The organism is Metapseudomonas otitidis, from assembly GCF_900111835.1.
Classification (GTDB): domain Bacteria; phylum Pseudomonadota; class Gammaproteobacteria; order Pseudomonadales; family Pseudomonadaceae; genus Metapseudomonas; species Metapseudomonas otitidis.
In genome coordinates, this window is the sequence record NZ_FOJP01000002.1 from 239169 (window position 1) to 255998 (window position 16830).

The 16830-nt window shown below is 67.9% G+C and carries 8 protein-coding genes; 6 read left to right on the forward strand and 2 right to left on the reverse strand.

Annotated elements, in window-relative coordinates:
* Positions 1-7699: retention module-containing protein (locus BM198_RS03595; protein ID WP_139233564.1), on the reverse strand; the 7699-nt coding region annotated here is incomplete at its 3' end.
* A gap of 359 nt (positions 7700-8058) precedes the next feature.
* On the opposite strand from BM198_RS03595, the gene BM198_RS03600 reads away from it, so the two are divergent.
* The 6 genes from BM198_RS03600 to BM198_RS03625 all read left to right on the forward strand — a co-directional run bounded on the left by BM198_RS03600 (position 8059) and on the right by BM198_RS03625 (position 15201).
* Positions 8059-9408 carry a TolC family outer membrane protein gene (locus BM198_RS03600; protein WP_074967849.1) on the forward strand — a complete coding sequence of 450 codons (1350 nt, stop codon included), beginning with the start codon at positions 8059-8061 and terminating at the stop codon, positions 9406-9408.
* A gap of 41 nt (positions 9409-9449) precedes the next feature.
* Entirely contained in the window at positions 9450-11606 is a 2157-nt protein-coding gene (locus tag BM198_RS03605; RefSeq protein ID WP_074967851.1) for a type I secretion system permease/ATPase, read from the forward strand.
* A gap of 4 nt (positions 11607-11610) precedes the next feature.
* Entirely contained in the window at positions 11611-12957 is a 1347-nt protein-coding gene (locus BM198_RS03610) for an HlyD family type I secretion periplasmic adaptor subunit (RefSeq protein ID WP_074967853.1), read from the forward strand.
* Between the two features lie 115 nt (positions 12958-13072).
* Positions 13073-13510 (forward strand): nucleoside deaminase, encoded by a 438-nt coding sequence (locus tag BM198_RS03615; protein WP_074967855.1) that lies wholly within the window; start codon positions 13073-13075, stop codon positions 13508-13510.
* Between the two features lie 39 nt (positions 13511-13549).
* The gene (locus BM198_RS03620) at positions 13550-14968 is read left to right on the forward strand and encodes a hypothetical protein (RefSeq protein WP_074967857.1); all 1419 of its coding nucleotides are present in this window, start codon (positions 13550-13552) and stop codon (positions 14966-14968) included.
* Positions 14969-14970: 2 nt separating this feature from the next.
* On the forward strand, positions 14971-15201 hold the full coding sequence (locus BM198_RS03625; RefSeq protein WP_074967859.1) for a hypothetical protein: 231 nt from the start codon (positions 14971-14973) through the stop codon (positions 15199-15201).
* Here the strand turns inward: BM198_RS03625 and BM198_RS03630 are convergent.
* Complete coding sequence (locus tag BM198_RS03630) at positions 15191-16696, reverse strand: MFS transporter (protein ID WP_074967861.1); 1506 nt, start codon at positions 16694-16696, stop codon at positions 15191-15193. The genes BM198_RS03625 and BM198_RS03630 overlap by 11 nt on opposite strands.
* Positions 16697-16830 lie beyond the last annotated feature (134 nt).

Consider the following 16830-nt stretch of genomic DNA (forward strand, 5'->3'; position numbering starts at 1 on the left):
TGCCGGTGGCGGCATTGTCTTCGACGGTGGTCAGGTCCAGCGGCTTGGAAGTCGGGATGTCGTTCACCGGGTTGACGGTGATCCGCACCACGGCGTCGACCACGCCGCCCTTGCCATCGTTGACGGTGACGGTGAAGGAGTCCGGGCCGTTGTAGTTGGCGTTGGGCTTGTAGGTGTACTGACCGGTGGCGGTGTCGAACACCAGGGTGCCGTTGTTGGTCCCGGTCTTCAGGGTGTAGGTCAGGCTGTCGCCATCGGCATCGGTGGCGTTCAGCTGGCTGGTGAGGGTGCTGTCCTCGTCCACGCTGACGTTGGCGTTGTTGACCACCGGCAGGTCGTTGATCGGGTTGACCGCCAGGTTGATGGTGCCGTTCACGGTGGCTGTGCCGTCGTTGACGCTGTAGGTGAAGCTGCCCACGGCATCGCCGGCCTTGTAGTCGGCGGGGGCGTTGTACTTCAGGCCCTGGAGCTGGGCGCTGGTGAGGGTCTGGCCATTGCTGACCAGGGTGCCGTCGGCGAGGGTGACCTGGCCGACCACCGGCAGGCCGGTGACCTTGATGGTGAGCACGTCGCCGTCCACGTCGGTGGGCGCCTTGATGCCCAGCGGGGTGCCGACGCTTTCCTCGTTGACGGTGAGGCCGTGGCTGTCCACCACCGGCAGGTCGTTGACTGCGGTGACGCCCACCTTGACGGTGGCGGTGTCGGTGCCGCCCTTGCCGTCGCTGACGGTGTAGGTGAAGGAGCCGGTGCCGTTGAAGTTGGCCGCCGGGGTGAACACCACCTTGCCGTTGACCAGGGCCACGGTGCCGTTGACCGCGTTCTGCACGCTGATGATGGTCAGGCTGTCGCCGTCCACGTCGGTGTCGTTGCCCAGCAGGGTGGCGGGCTCGATGGTCAGCGGGGTGTCTTCAGCGGTCACCAGGCCGTCGAGGCCATGGCTCAGGCTGTTGCCGCCAAGCACGGTGTAGCTGCCGCCTTCGGGGCGCATCTCCACCTTGAGCTGGGCCTGGCCGCCCTGGTCCCAGTAGATGATCTGGATCTGGTGGGCGCCGCCGGCAGGTACGTTGAAGGTGGCGAACTCGCGGGCGGTCGGGCCCTGGTTGGCGTTGTACTCGGCCACCACCTTGCCGTCGATGACGATGCTGAAACCGTCGTCGGCGGTGACGCGCAGCTGGTAGTTGCCGGCGGCCAGGTTGACCGAGCCGCTCAGCTCGACGATGGCGTCGGAGGTGTTGGCCGGGTCGGTGTTCAGGGTCGCGGCGTCGCTGCCGAGGAACTTCTGCAGGTTGCCGTTGCCGCCCAGGTCGCTGCTCACGCCGTTGCCATAGTTCAGCGAGGTGGCAGTGAAGGTGGCGTCGGCGGCGTGCTTGGCGATGAAGTCCTTGACCATCGCCAGGTTGCTCAGGTTCGGGCCGTCGGCGCCTTCGCGGTAGGCGTAGTAGCTGCCCTTCAGGCCGCTGAGGGTCGGGGCGTCGTCACGGGCGTCGGGCGCATCGTTCACCGGGGTGACGCTGATGGTCACGCTGCCGTTCACGGTGGCGGTGCCGTCATTGACGCTGTAGGTGAAGTTGCCCACCGGGTCGCCGGCCTTGTAGTCGGCAGGGGCGTTGTACTTCAGGCCCTGCAGCTGGGCGCTGGTGAGGGTCTGGCCGTTGCTGACCAGGGAACCGTCGGCCAGGGTGATCTGGCCGACCACCGGCAGGCCGGTGACCTTGATGGTGAGCACGTCGCCATCGGCATCGGTGGGCGCCTTGAGGCCCAGCGGGGTGCCGACGCTTTCCTCGGCCACGGTGAGGGGCTTGCTGTCCACCACCGGCAGGTCGTTCACCGGGGTGACGCTGATGGCGACGCTGCCGTTCACGGTGGCGGTGCCGTCATTGACGCTGTAGGTGAAGCTGCCCACCGGGTCGCCGGCCTTGTAGTCGGCGGGGGCGTTGTACTTCAGGCCTTGCAGCTGGGCGCTGGTGAGGGTCTGGCCGTTGCTGACCAGGGAGCCGTCGGCGAGGGTGACCTGGCCGACCACCGGCAGGCCGGTGACCTTGATGGTGAGCACGTCGCCGTCGGCATCGGTGGGCGCCTTGAGGCCCAGCGGGGTGCCGACGCTTTCCTCGGCCACGGTGAGGGGTTTGCTGTCCACCACCGGCAGGTCGTTCACCGGGGTGACGCTGACCGCCACGCTGCCGACCACGGTGGTGGTGCCGTCGTTGACGCTGTAGGTGAAGTTGCCCACCGGGTCGCCGGCCTTGTAGTCGGCGGGGGCGTTGTACTTCAGACCCTGCAGCTGGGCGCTGGTGAGGGTCTGGCCATTGCTGACGGTGGTGCCGTCGGCCAGGGTCACGCGGCCGACCACGGGCAGGCCGGTGACGGTGATGGTGAGCGCATCGCCGTCCACATCGGTGGGCGCCTTGAGGCCCAGCGGGGTGCCGACGCTTTCCTCGGCCACGGTGATGGCGTTGCTGTCCACCACGGGGGCGTCGTTGCGGCCTTCGATGGTGACGCTGGCGCTGGTCTTGACCAGGCCGCCGTGGCCGTCGCTGACCTCGTATTCGTAGTTCAGGACCAGGTTCTGGCCCTTGGCCAGGTAGTTGTAGGCGGACGGGTCCACCTTGAGGCTGTTGCTGGCGGCGTCGAAGGTCACGCCGGCGGCGTTGCCGGTGCCGATCTGCTTCAGGTTGATGACGCTGAGCACGTCCTTGGCGTCGACGTCGCTGGCGTTCTGCAGCAGGTTGATGCTGTAGGGCTGGGCATCTTCGTTGGTCACCGAGGTGATGGCGCCGCTGACCACCGGGGCGTCGTTGCTGCCGGTGACGGTGATGGTGACGTCGCGGCTGGCGCTGGCGTTGCTTCCGTCGGTGACGGTCACGCGGTAGACCAGGGTCAGGGTCTCGCCGGCGGCCAGGTAGTCCAGGGAGCCGGCCGGCACGCTATAGGTCCAGTGCACGGAGCCCTGGCCGTCGCCGGTGGCGGAATCGCTGAGGGTGGCGGCGAGGCTGCCCAGGGCGGCCACGGCCTGGCCATTGCCGTCGGTGGCGCTGACCAGCTGGGTGCTGACGCTGTGGCTGTCGTTGAGGTCGGCGTCTTCGAAGCCGATGTCGCCGGTGGCGCTGAGGTTGCCGGCGTTCTCGCCGGGCACGCCGTCGGCGCGTTCGGTGACGCTGCCGGTCTGCACGGTGGTTTCCAGCACCGGCGCGTCGTTGCGGCCTTCGATGGTCAGGGTGGCGGTGGTGGGGGTGACGCCGCCGTTGCCGTCGACCACGTCGTAGCTGTAGGTGAGCACCAGCTTCTCGCCGGCGGCCAGGTAGTTGTAGGCGTTGGGGTTGACCTGCAGGGTGTTGCCCGAGACGGTCACGCCGGCAGTGTCGCCGCTGCCGACCAGCTTGACGTTGGCCACCGAGAGCACGTCGCTGCGGTCCACATCGCTGGCGTTCTGCAGCAGGTCGACCTGCTGGGCGCCGGCGTCTTCGTTCGTGGTGGTGGCGATGGCCGCGCTGACCACGGGGGCATCGTTGACGCCGTCGATCACCACGGTGGCCTGGGTGGTGACCAGGCCGCCATGGCCGTCGCTGACCTCGTATTCGTAGGTGAGGGTGACCTTCTCGCCCTTGGCCAGGTAGTTGTAGGCGCTGGGGTCGAGCACCAGGGTGTTGCCGCTGACGGTCACGCCGGAGGCATCGTTGCCGCTGGTTTCGCGCAGGTTGACGACGTTGAGCACGTCGTTGGCATCGGTGTCGCTGGCCTTGGCCAGCAGGTCGATGACCTGGCCGGCGGCGTCTTCGTCGGTGCCGACGCTGATGGCACCGGTGACCACCGGGACATCGTTGACGCCGGTGATGGTCAGGGTCAGCACGCTGTCGCTGCTGAGCTGGCCGTCGGTGGCGGTGAACGGGACCTGGATGACCAGCTTCTCGCCAGTGGCCAGGGACTGGTAGGCCGCGTTGCTCGGGTCCAGGGTCCAGGTGCCGTCGGGGTTGAGGCTGAAGCCGGCCGGGGCGTTGCCCTTGAGGCTGAAGGTCAGTTTGTCGCCGTCGACGTCGGTGGCGGCGAGCTGGCCGCCCACGGTGGGGCCGTCCTCGGTGGCGCTGGCGCTGGTGGGGCTGGCCACGGGCGCATCGTTCACCGGGGAGACGTTGATGGTGGCGGTGGCGTTGGTGGAGGTGGCGCCGTTGTTGTCCACGGCCTGGTACTGGAAGGTGGTGGTGCCGTTCCAGTCGCTGTCCGGGACGAAATAGACCGGGCCGGTGACGCTGTCGCCGGCTTTCAGCGGGGTGCCGCCGTTGGCCGAGGCGTAGAGCTGGCCGTGCTGGGGCAGGCTGGTGATGACGAAGCCGGTGACGGTGCCATCGACGTCGCTGCCGGCCAGGTCGACCTGGATGCGTGCGGGCTGGTCTTCGCTGCCGCTGGCGGACACGGCGCTGGCCACCGGGGCGTCGTTGGTACCGGTGACGGTGATTTCCAGGTTGGCGGTGTTGCTGGCACCGAATTCGTCGGTGACGGTGACCGGCACCTTGATCACCAGCTGCTCGCCGGCCTTGAGGCTGTCGTAGGCGCTGTGGCTGCTGTCGAAGCTCCAGCTGCCGTTGCTGTTGAGGGTCAGGCCGTCGACGGTGGCGGGGGTGGTGAAGGTCAGTTGGGCACCGTTGTCGACGTCGGTGGCGACCATCTGGCCGGTGATGACGCCATCGCCTTCATTGGCTGCGGCGGTGGCGGCATCGATCTTCGGCGCATCGTTGGTGCCGGTGACGGTGATGGTCAGGGTGCTCTTCGCACTCAGGCTGCCGTCGCTGACGCTGTAGGGAATGGTCAGGGTCAGGACCTGGCCCTTGGCCAGGCTCTGGTAGCCGGCGGCGCTGGGGTCGAGGGTCCAGGTGCCGTTGGCGTTGAGCTGGAAGCCGTCCGGGGCGGGGCCACTGAGGGTGTAGGTCAGTGTGTCGCCGTCGACGTCGCTGCCAGCCAGCTGGCCGCTGATGGGGGCGGCGTCTTCTTCGGTGGCGGCGTCGGTGGCGCCGGCCACGGGGGCATCGTTCACCGGGTTGATGGTCAGGCCGATGCTGTCATTGTCGGTGAGCTGGCCATCGCTGGTGCGGACGTTGAGGGTGTCCTGGCCGTTGTAGTCGGCGGACGGAACGTACTTCAGGCCCTGCAGGGCGGCGTTGATGGCCTGGGCGCTGCCGGAGAGCACCAGGGTGCCGGTGCCGTTGCCGCTGAAGGTCACGCCGTTGCCGAGGTTGCCCAGGGTCAGGGTGCCGTGGCCGACGCTGAGGGTGGTGGTGAGGGTGTCGCCGTCCACGTCGGTGACGCTGATGGCGTTGCCGTTGGCGGTGCTGAAGGTCTGGCTGCCGTCTTCGTCGAGGGTCTGGGCGCCGGGGACGCTGTTGACCGGGGCGTCGTTGATCGGGTTGATCACCAGTTGCAGCGTGCCGGTGGTGCTCAGGGAGCCGTCGCTGAGGGTGTAGGTGACGGCCGGTACCACGCCGCTGTAGTCGGCGTTGGGGGTGAAGGAGAACTCGCCGTTGGCCAGCAGGGTCAGTTTGCCCACCGACAGGTAGGCGGTGTCGCCGGCCTGGTAGTTCTGCCCGGCGATGCTGAAGCCGGTGACGCTCAGGCTGGTGCTGTCGACGTCGCTGTCGTTGGTCAGCACGTTGCCGGTGGCGACGCTGTCCTCGTCCAGGGTGACGGTGTCGTCCACGGCCACCGGGGCATCGTTGGTGCCGTTGATGGTGACGGTGACGCTGGTCTTGGTGCCGTCGGCGCTGGTGACCTGGAAGGTGTCCACCAGTTTCTGGCCGACGTTCAGCTCGTTGTAGGCGGAGTTGGCGACGTAGCTCCAGTTGCCGGCGGCGTCGATGCTGAAGGTGCCGTAGGTACCGGCGGTGCCGGTCTGGGCAACGAAGGTGGCCGGGCTGTCGACATCGGTGATGGTCAGGGTGCCGCCTGCGGTGAGGGCGCTGTCGGTTTCGTCCAGCTGCACGTCGGCGCTGCTCAGCACGGCGGCGTCGTTGGTGCCGTTGATGGTGACGGTGACGCTGGTCTTGGTGCCGTCGGCGCTGGTGACCTGGAAGGTGTCCACCAGCTTCTGGCCGACGTTCAGCTCGTTGTAGGCGGCATTGGCGACGTAGGTCCAGTTGCCGGCGGCATCGATGCTGAAGGTGCCGTAGTTGCCGGCGGTGCCGGTCTGGGCGACGAAGGTGGCCGGGCTGTCGATGTCGGTGATGCTGAGGGTGCCGCCGGTGGTGAGGGCGCTGTCGGTCTCGTCCAGCTGCACGTCGGCGCTGCCGAGCACGGCGGCGTCGTTCACGCCGGTGACGGTGATGGTCAGGGTGCTGGTGCTCTTGGCGCCGAACTGGTCGGTCACTTCATAGGGCACGGTGAGGGTCAGCTTCTGGCCTTCGGCGAGGGACTGGTAGGCGGCGTTGCCGGCGTCCAGGGTCCAGGCGCCGGTCTGCGGGTTGAGGCTGAAGCCGGCGGGGGCCTTGTCGGTGAGGCTGTAGCTGAGCACCGCGCCCTTGTCGGCGTCGCTGGCCTGCAGGGTGCCGCTGACGGTCTGGTCTTCGGTGACGTCGGCGCTGCTGGCGGTGGCGATCGGCGCGTCGTTGGCGCCATTGAAATTGATGGTGATGACGCGGGTGTCGCTGGCACCGGACGGGTCGCGCACGGTGACGACGAAGCTGTCGCTGGCTTTCTCGCCGTCCTGCAGGCCGTTCACGGCCTTGGCGTCCACGACGTAGGTGTAGGTGCCGTCGGCATTGACGGTCAGTTCGCCGTAGGCGCCCTTGCCGCTGCCGCTCCAGGTCAGCTGGGTGTCGTCCACGTCGGTGGCGGTCAGCTGGCCCTTGATGTCGGCGAAGGTGTCGAGGCCGGCGGTGTCGTTGACGTCGGCGGTGTAGGTGCCGCTGGCCACCGGTGCGTCGTTGACCGGGGTGATGCCCAGGTTGACGGTCAGCGGGGTGGAGGCGCCGCGGCCGTCGGTGGCGGTCACGACGAAGCTGTCGGCGCCGTTGTAGTCCTGGGCCGGGGTGTAGGTCCAGGTGCCGTTGGGGTTGAACACCAGGGTGCCGTTGGCCGGGCCCTGGGTGACGCTGAAGGTGATCAGGTCGCCGTTGGCATCGCGGGCGGTGAAGGTGCCGCTGATCGGGGTGTCTTCCGGCGTGCTCAGGCTGAAGGTGGTGATGGGGCCGCCATCGGCGCCGGTGAACTGCGGGGCGATGTTGGGCAGGGCGCCCTGGGTCTCGGTGGTGCCGGAGGCGCCGTTGGCCAGGCCCTGGGTGGCGAAACCGATCTGTGCTTCAACGACTCCGCCGGTAGGGTCCAACAGGACGAAGCTGCGGCCACCGCCGGCTTCACCGCCGCTGGTGGAGCCGCCGGCGCTGGTGGCGCCGGCAGCGGTGGCTTCGAAGGCCTGGGTCGGGTCGACACCGGCGGCGATGGCCTGTTGCAGCTCTTCGGCGCTGGGTGCGGTCTGGGCGGCGCCGTCATCGGCGGCCTGGGGGGCGAATTCATTGCTGGCCCAGCGGGTGTCGCGGCCCAGGTCGATCAGGCGGCCATCGGGCAGTTCGATGGTGACCATGCTGGCCGCGCCGGTGACGATCTCGTCACCCTGGAAGATCCGATCCCCCTCGAAGAGCTGACGCTGCACACCCTCGGCGGAGAGTGCAACGACCTGGCCGATGACGCTTTTCACTACGGCTACGACAGTGCTCATGGGGGTGAATCTCCTGGTTTGGCTTCAGCTTGCGGCGCCGAGTCGTTCCAGAGGTGGATCGGCGCTGCATTCCTTCATTGATTCGGTGGTGTTGAAAAGCTGGCGTCAGTAATTTGGCTTATTCAGATTCGCTATTGGGTATATGCCAAAGTATTGACCAATTGTCTGCCATCCTAAACAATTGCCTACGTAATGTCACTTTGATATTCGCAGCTATTTAAGATAGTTCTGACAGAAGGATCAGGACTGACTTGGGTCACGGATTTCTGCTCGCTGTTTGAGCAAGGTTGACGCCAATTCCCTGACGGAATCTTGCCCGGACAGAAACCCACCGAATTTCCATGAAAGGATGCCTTTCCATGCGTCTGCGCTTTGTTACCGCCTTGCCCTTTGCCCTTGTCGCCAGCTTTCCCCTGCACGCGCAGACTCTGCAGGAGGCCATGCAGCGTGCGATCGAGTACCACCCGGAGGTCCAGGCCGGGGTGAATGCCCGTCTGTCGGCTGACTATCAGTTGAAGGCTGCGAAGGGCGGCTACCTGCCGCGTGTGGACGTGGTGGCCGGCTATGGCCGCGAAGGCAGCGACAACACCACCACCCGTGGCCAGGGTGACCACTGGCGGACCATGACCCGTGGCGAGTCGGCCCTGACCCTGCAGCAGATGGTGTTCGACGGCTTCGCCACCTCCAGCGAAGTGGCGCGCCAGCAGGCCACCGTGAATTCCCGTGCCTACTCGCTGCTGGGCACCTCCGAGCGCACCGCGCTGGACGTGGCGCAGGTGTACATCGAGGTGATCAAGCGCCAGGAGATGGTCCGCCTGGCCGAGGAGAACCTGAAGAGCCACCAGCGCATCTATGACCAGATCACCCTGCGCAGCACCCGTGGGGTAGGGCGCCTGGCCGACCAGGACCAGGCCGAGGCGCGCCTGGCCCAGGCCCGCAACAACCTGATCACCGAGCAGACCAACCTGGCCGATGCCCGCACCAACTACTTCAGCGTGGTGGGCACCGACCCGCTCGAACTGACCGAGCCGTCCGGCCTGCCGGGCCAACTGCCCGCCGACCTGGCCGAGGCCCGTCGCGCCCTGCTGGAAAACAGCCCGATCCTGCGTTCGGCCGAGTCCGACGTGGCCGCTGCGGAGAAGCAGTACGACGCCGCCAAGTCCACCTTCTACCCGCGCTTCGATGCCGAGCTGCGCCGTGGCGCCGACAACGACCTGGACGGCCAGAACGGTCACGTCAACGAATGGCAGGCCATGCTGCGCATGCGCTACAACCTGTTCGCCGGCGGCAGCAACAAGGCCGACCTGGAGTCCAAGTCCTACCAGGTGAACCAGGCCCTGGACATCCGCAACAACGCCCTGCGCGTGCTCAACGAAGACCTGGGCCTGTCCTGGAACGCCCTGGCCAACGCCCGCGAGCAGTTGCCCATCGCCCAGCAGTACGTGGACTACAGCAGCCGCGTGCGCGAGTCCTACCAGAAGCAGTTCAGCATCGGCGAACGCACCCTGCTGGACCTGCTGGACAGCGAGAACGAGCTGTTCACCGCCTCGCGCCGCCTGGCTGAAATTCGCTACCTGGAGCTGTTTACTCAGTACCGGATCAAAGCCACCATGGGCGAGCTGCTCAAGAGCCAGGGTGTCGTCGCGCCCATGGCGAGCGTCGTTCAGAGTGAGCTGAAGCCCGAAGTGAACCTGCCGGGCCTCAACTGAGCAGCGCCCAACCCCCGTACCGTTGAAAAGAGTGTTCCAGCGTGGATCAAGAAGCCAGTCGATTACCCTTCACCAACGATCCACGCGGACAGCTCGATGACCCCCTGCTCGACAGCCTCCTCAGCCTCTGCCTGCAGCACCAGCGCCCGGCCAGCCGGGCCATGCTCACGGCGGGGCTGCCGCTGCCCGGCCAGCGCCTGACCCCCGAGCTGCTGCCCCGTGCGGCCGCCCGGGCCGGCCTGCAGGGGCGCCTGCTGCAGCGCAAGCTGGAGCAGATTCCGGCCATCGCACTGCCGGCCATGCTGATCCTCAAGGAGGGTCGCTGCGCCGTGCTGCTGGGCTGGGAAGCCAATGGCGATGCACGCCTGCTGCTGAGCGAGAGCGACGGCGGCGAGGTGCGCGCCCCCCGCGAGACCCTGGCCGAGGACTACGCCGGCCAGGCCTTCTTCGCCCAGCCGCGGCACAAGTTCGACCTCAACCACGGCACGCTGATTCCCCGGGTCAAGCACTGGTTCCGCGACACCCTCAAGCGTTCCCGCTGGCTCTACGTCGACGCGGTGGCGGCCAGCCTGCTGATCAACCTGATCGGCCTCGGCGCGCCGCTGTTCGTCATGAACGTGTACGACCGCGTGGTGCCCAACCAGGCCGCCGCCACCCTGTGGGTGCTGGCCGTGGGCATTTCCGGCGCCTATGTCTTCGACCTGCTGCTCAAGACCATGCGCGGCCTGTGCCTGGACCTGGCGGGCAAGAAGACCGACATGATCATTTCCGCCACGCTGTTCGAGCGCATCGTCGGCATGGCCATGAAGCACCGGCCCGCGCGGGTCGGCAGCTTTGCCCAGAACATCCACGAGTTCCAGACGCTGCGGGACTTCCTCGCCTCGCTGACCATGACCAGCGTCATCGACCTGCCGTTCACGCTGCTGATCCTGCTGGTGATCGGCATCCTCGGCGGGCACCTGGTGTGGGTGCCACTGGTGGCCTTCGTGCTCGCCGGCACCCTCGGCTGGCTGCTGCAGAAGCCGCTGGTGGAGACCATGGACCGCACCATGGCGCTGTCCGCCGAGCGCCAGTCGAGCCTGATCGAGACCCTGGCCGGCCTCGACGCGGTGAAGGTGAACAACGCCGAGAGCGAGCGCCAGTACCTCTGGGAGCAGACCATCGGCACCCTGGGCCGCCTCGAACTGCGGGTGAAGATGCTCTCCAGTCTCTCGCTCAACCTGACCCTGCTGATCCAGCAGCTGGCCGGCGTGGTGATGATCGTCGCCGGGGTCTACATGATCATCGCCGGCGACCTCAGCATGGGTGGGCTGATCGCCTGCTACATGCTCAACGGCCGTGCCCTGGGCCCGATGACCCAGCTCTCGGGCCTGATCACCCGCTACCAGCAGGCGCGGCTGACCATGTTCTCGGTCAACCAGATGATGGCGCTGCCCCAGGAACGCCACGAAGACGAGCGGCCGCTGACCCGCCAGGGCCTGCAGGGCGCCATCGAGTTCCGCCAGGTGTCCTTCACCTACCCGAACCAGCAGAACCCGGCGCTGAACACCATCAACCTGATCATCCGCCCTGGCGAGAAGGTCGGCATCGTCGGCCGCAGCGGCTCGGGCAAGAGTTCCCTGGCCAAGCTGATCGTCGGGCTCTACCAGGCCGATTCCGGCAGCCTGCTGGTGGACGGCGTGGACGTGCGCCAGCTGGACGTCAGCGACCTGCGCCACAACATCGGCTACGTGCCCCAGGACATCCAGCTGCTGGCCGGCACCCTGCGTGACAACCTGGTGTCCGGCGCCCGCTACGTCGAGGACGAGCTGGTGCTGCAGGCCGCGGAGCTGTCCGGCGTGCACGAATTCGCCCGGCTGCACCCCCAGGGCTACGAACTGCAGGTGGGCGAGCGTGGCCAGAACCTCTCCGGCGGCCAGCGGCAGAACGTCGCCCTGGCCCGCGCGCTGCTGCTGGATCCACCGATCCTGCTGCTCGACGAGCCCACCAGTTCCATGGACAACACCGGCGAAGAACGCCTGAAACAGCGCCTGGCGGCCGTGGTCGCCAACAAGACCGTGCTGCTGGTCACCCACCGCGCCTCCATGCTGTCCCTGGTGGACCGCCTGGTGATCGTGGACAAGGGTCAGATCATCGCCGACGGTCCGAAGGAAGCCGTGATGGAAGCGCTGAAGAAGGGGCAGATCAGTGTCGCGTAAGTCGATGGGCGAAGGCCTGATGAGCTACTTCAAGGGCCAGGAGAGCCTGGCCGACCAACCCTTGCCGGAAGTCAGCAAGGCCCTGGTGGAGGACGCGCCCCGGGTGGTGCGCCTGACCATCTGGACGCTGATCGGCTTCACCCTGTTCCTCGGGCTCTGGGCGCATTTCGCCGAGATCGACGAGGTGACCCGGGGCGAGGGCAAGGCGATTCCGTCGTCCAAGCTGCAGAAGATCTCCAACCTCGAGGGCGGCATCATCTCCGAGCTGTTCGTCCACGAAGGCCAGGTGGTGGAGCCGGGCGACCCGCTGCTGCGCCTGGATGCCACGCGCTTCCAGTCCAACGTCGGCGAGACCGAGGCCGACCGCGTGGCCATGGCCCTGCGCGTCGAGCGCCTGAGCGCCGAGGTGGACGGCCGCGAGCTGGCCATTCCCGATGCGCTGCGGCAGAAGGCCCCCGGCCAGGCCGAGAGCGAAGAGGCGCTGTTCCGCAGCCGCCAGCAGCAGCTCAGGGACGAAGTGGCCGGGCTGGAGCAGCAGCTGGTGCAGAAGCAGCAGGAGCAGCGCGAATTCGTCTCCAAGCAGGGCCAGTACCGCAACAGCCTGGAGCTGCTGCGCCAGGAGATCGCCATCTCCGAGCCGCTGGTGGCGGAAGGGGCCATCTCCAAGGTGGAGGTCCTGCGCCTGAAGCGTTCCGAAGTGGAGGTGCGTGGCCAGCTGGAGGCCACCAACCTGGCCATTCCCCGGGCCGAATCGGCCATCAAGGAAGTGGAGCAGAAGGTCGCCGAGACCCGCTCGCGCTTCCGCAGCGAGGCGCTCACCCAGCTCAACGAGGCGCGCACCGACCTGAACAAGGCCGAGGCCACCGGCAAGGCGCTGGAGGACCGGGTCAACCGCACCCTGGTCACCTCGCCGGTTCGCGGCATCGTCAAGCAGTTGCTGGTGAACACCATCGGCGGGGTGATCCAGCCGGGCAGCGACCTGGTGGAGATCGTCCCGCTGGACGACACCCTGCTGGTGGAGGCGCGCATCCGACCCCAGGACATTGCCTTCCTCCACCCCGGACAGAAGGCCATGGTGAAGTTCACCGCCTACGACTACACCATCTACGGCGGGCTGCAGGCCGACCTGGAGCAGATCGGCGCGGACACCATCACCGACGAGGACGGCAACAGCTTCTACCTGATCAAGCTGCGCACCCGTAAGAGCCACCTGGGCAGCGACGAGAAGCCGTTGCTGATCATCCCCGGCATGGTGGCTTCGGTGGACATCATGACCGGCAAGAAGAGCATCCTCAGCTACCTGCTCAAGCCGATCATCCGTGCCCGCGCCGAGGCCTTGCGCGAGCGCTGATTCACAGCTCGGGCAGGCGAGGGTGGACAGCCTGCCGTTCGTCACCTAGGGTCTGCGCGGCTTGCGGCTGCGCAGGCCGAGAAACCCAGGTTCCACCGCGTACGCAGGAGCGCCCATGGACGAATTCATGCAGGCCGCCATCGACGAAGCCCGCCAGGGGCTCGCCGAAGGGGGCATCCCGATCGGTTCGGTGATCGTGCACCGGGGCCGCATCATCGGCCGTGGCCACAACCGTCGCGTGCAAGAGGGCAGCGCCATCCGCCACGGCGAGATGGACGCCTTCGAGAACGCCGGCCGGCAGAGCGCCAGCGTCTACCGCGAGTGCGTGCTGTACACCACGCTGTCACCCTGTTCCATGTGCAGCGGCGCCATCCTGCTCTACGGCATTCCCAAGGTGATCATCGGCGAAAACCACACCTTCCTCGGCGAAGAGGCGCTGCTGCGCTCGCGCGGGGTCGAGGTCGAGGTGCTGCAGGACGCCACCTGCATCCGGTTGATGGAAGACTTCATCGCCGCCCGCCCCGAACTCTGGAACGAGGACATCGGCGAATAGGCGAGCGGATCGCCTGCACGCGCGTTCACGGACGACACCATGCACAACCCACCACCCGCCTTCGGGGCGGCTGCCCCTGAGCCCTTCCTGCGCCGCAACTGGCCGGCGTTGCGCCGTGCCTGCTATGTCTTCGGGGTGCTGGCGGCCCTGCCGTTCGCCCTGCTGTGCCTGCTGATACCGGGCGGGTCGGGCTTCGGGCTGCTGCTGACCACCGGCGCCTGGCTGGGCATGGCCGGCCTGGTGTGGACGCTGTTCATCGAGCCCGAGGAGGCGGGCGGGCTGGCCAACCTCTTCGCCTTCTGTCTGCTGCTGGCCGGTGAGCTGGCCTTCCTGCCGCTCTCCATGGGCCTCCTTCTCGGTGCCATGCCGGCCGGGCTGTCGGCCTTGCTCGTCTGGCCGCCCCTGGTGGGGCTGCACTACATGGTGCGCATCCTGCTGGCCATGCGCGAGAGCGGTGACGTGTTCGCCCTGCGCCTGTTGGCGGGCCTGGGTGTGGTCATCGCCGTCGGTGGGCCGTTGTACTGGGTGACCCGCGACCAGCCGGCTGCCCAGGTCATTTCCGCCACCCGCCCGGCGGCGGAGATCACCGTGCTGCGGGAGGGCCCGGCTCGCTTCGCCGAGGTCACGGTTGCCCCGTTGCTGGCCGCCGGGTATCGCAGCGTGCACGCGGACGGCCGCACCTACCAGGCCCTGCCACGGGGCGCGCGGCGCTCCGTGCCCTGGGCCGGCGAGCCCTCGCGCTATGTGGTCATCGAGCGCATCACCCTCATTCCGGATTCCGAGCCTGCCGCCTGGCGCAGCGATGTGGAGGTGCTCGATCAGGCCGAGGACCTGCGCCTGGGCAATCGCCAGGCCTGGGTGGGCGACGGCCGGCCGGTGATCGGCCAGGCGCCCGACGGGTACCCCGAGTTGCGGGATGCGCCTGCCGCCAGCTTCCTGCAGAAGGTGCTGGTCCCGCCGCCGCGCATCAATCTCCCCTGGGGCTACCCGGAGACGCCGTTGAACCTGCATGAACTGCAGCCCGCCACCCCGGTGGACCCGGCCCTGTTCGCCGGGCGCCCGGCCGGCTGTGGTGCCGTCAGCGTTCGCCCCAGCCCGGCCGGCTACAACAACGAGCTGGCGGGCCAGGGTTGGTGGTACCAGCCCGACGCCGCCATACGCCAGGTGGCCTGCCTCGGTGACAGTTACCTGCTGCTCAGCGACTGGCACCTGGGCGGTATCTCCCTCGATCACGTCGACCGTTACGGCCAACTGCTGGGCCAGTACCGCCTGGACCTGAAGGCCACCGACGGCAGCCGCGAGGCCGGCCAGGTGGCGCTGCTCTCGGCGGACAGCCGAGGCGGGCGGCTCTACCTGCGCTTCGGCGCGCTGAGCTGGGAGCACCTGAACGCGCGGGCTACCCGCTACGACCGTGAACTGGCCGTGGACTTCACCCTCGGCAGCCGGCCTCTCTATTAGCCATGGACAGCCTCCTGGGCGCGGTCGGCCGCTTGCTGGGCGAACTGTTGGTGGAGGTGCTGCTACGCTGGGTGCTGTTCGGCGTCGGCCGCGTCGTCCTGCGCCTGGGCACCCTGGGGCGCTATCCCAGGGGCCACTGGCTGGACGATGGCTGGGAGAGCGCCATCACCTGCACGGTGGGGTTGTTCGTGCTGCTGGGCACCGTGGTGACCCTCGGCACGCTCATGCAGTGACCGCTTCCGGCTCCACCTGCGACAGCGGTTTCGCCACGCTCTCCAGCGGCTGCCGCTCGGCCGCCACGCCCCACAGCGCCTGGATCACCCCGGCCGCCACCATCAGCCCGGCGCCGATCAGGTAGCCGATGAGCACCTGGCTGCGCTCGGCGCTCTCGATCAACTGGCCGAACAGCAGCGGTCCGACGATGCCGCCCAGGCCGGTGCCGAAGGCATAGAACACGGCGATGGCCAGGGCGCGAACCTCCAGCGGGAAGGTCTCGGCCACCGTCAGGTAGGCCGAGCTGGCCGCCGCCGAGGCGAAGAAGAAGATCACCATCCAGGCAATGGTCTGCTGGGTGGCGTCGAGCATCTGCTGCTGGAACAGGTAGCCGCTCAGGGTCAGCAACACGCCGGAGAGGATGTAGGTGCTGCTGATCATCACCCGTCGCCCCACGTGGTCGAACAGCCGGCCCAGCAGCAGCGGGCCGCAGAAGTTGCCGAGGGCGAAGGGCAGGATGTACCAGCCCACCTGGTCCCCCGGGACGTCGTAGAAGTCCGTCAGCACCAGGGCGTAGGTGAAGAAGATGGCGTTGTAGAAGAACGCCTGGCTGGTGAGCAGGCTGAGGCCCACCAGGGCGCGGCGGCGGTGGCGCACGAACAGGGTGTGCAGCACCTCCGCCAGGGGCGTGTGGTCCCGCCCGCGCAGGCGCATGCGCGGCAGATGGTCGACGGAGGCGAGTGTGTGCCCCTCGCGGCGGAAGCGCGCCTCGATGGCGTCGATGATGGCCTTTGCTTCGTCCGGGCGGTTATGGATCATCAGCCAGCGCGGGCTTTCCGGCAGCCACAGGCGCATCAGCAGGATCACCAGCCCCAGCGCCGCGCCGATGCCGAAGCACAGGCGCCAGCCCATGTCGCCACCCACCACGTCCGGGTCCAGCAGCACCACCGAACCCACCGCGCCGAGGGCGGCGCCGATCCAGAAGGTGCCGTTGATGCCCAGGTCCACCCAGCCACGGAAGCGGGCCGGGGTGAACTCCTGGATGGTGGAGTTGATCGCCGAGTACTCGCCGCCGATGCCGGCTCCGGTGAGGAAGCGGAACAGCAGGAAGCTCCATAGGTTCCAGGCGAAGGCGGTGGCGGCCGTGGCAGCGATGTACACCGCAAGGGTGATGAAGAACATCCGCCGGCGACCGATGCGGTCGGTCAGCCAGCCGAAGAACAGCGCTCCCAGCACCGCCCCGGCGATGTACATGCCGCCGGCCAGGCCCACGTCGGTGTTGCTCATGTGCAGGGCCGGACTGTGCTTGAGAGCGGCGGCCACCGAGCCGGCGAGGGTGACCTCCAGGCCGTCCAGCAGCCAGGTGATGCCCAGCGCCATCACCAGCAGGGTATGGAAGCGCCCCCAGGGCAGGCGGTCGAGCCGCGCCGGCAGGTCGGTGTCGTAGTGGCGGGTTTCGTCGCCGGTGGCGTCCTGGCCTGGACGGGCGTGTGCGGTCAGCGAGGGGCTGTTCATCACGGGCTCCTTGATCCATGGGGGCCGGCGCCGGGGCTGGCCATGATCTGGAGAGCGCGCGAGGGGGAGGGGAGTTCAGGTTGTCTGCCGGCCGGCACGGGGCCGACCGGTAAGCGGGGCTGGCGGGTGGTGGT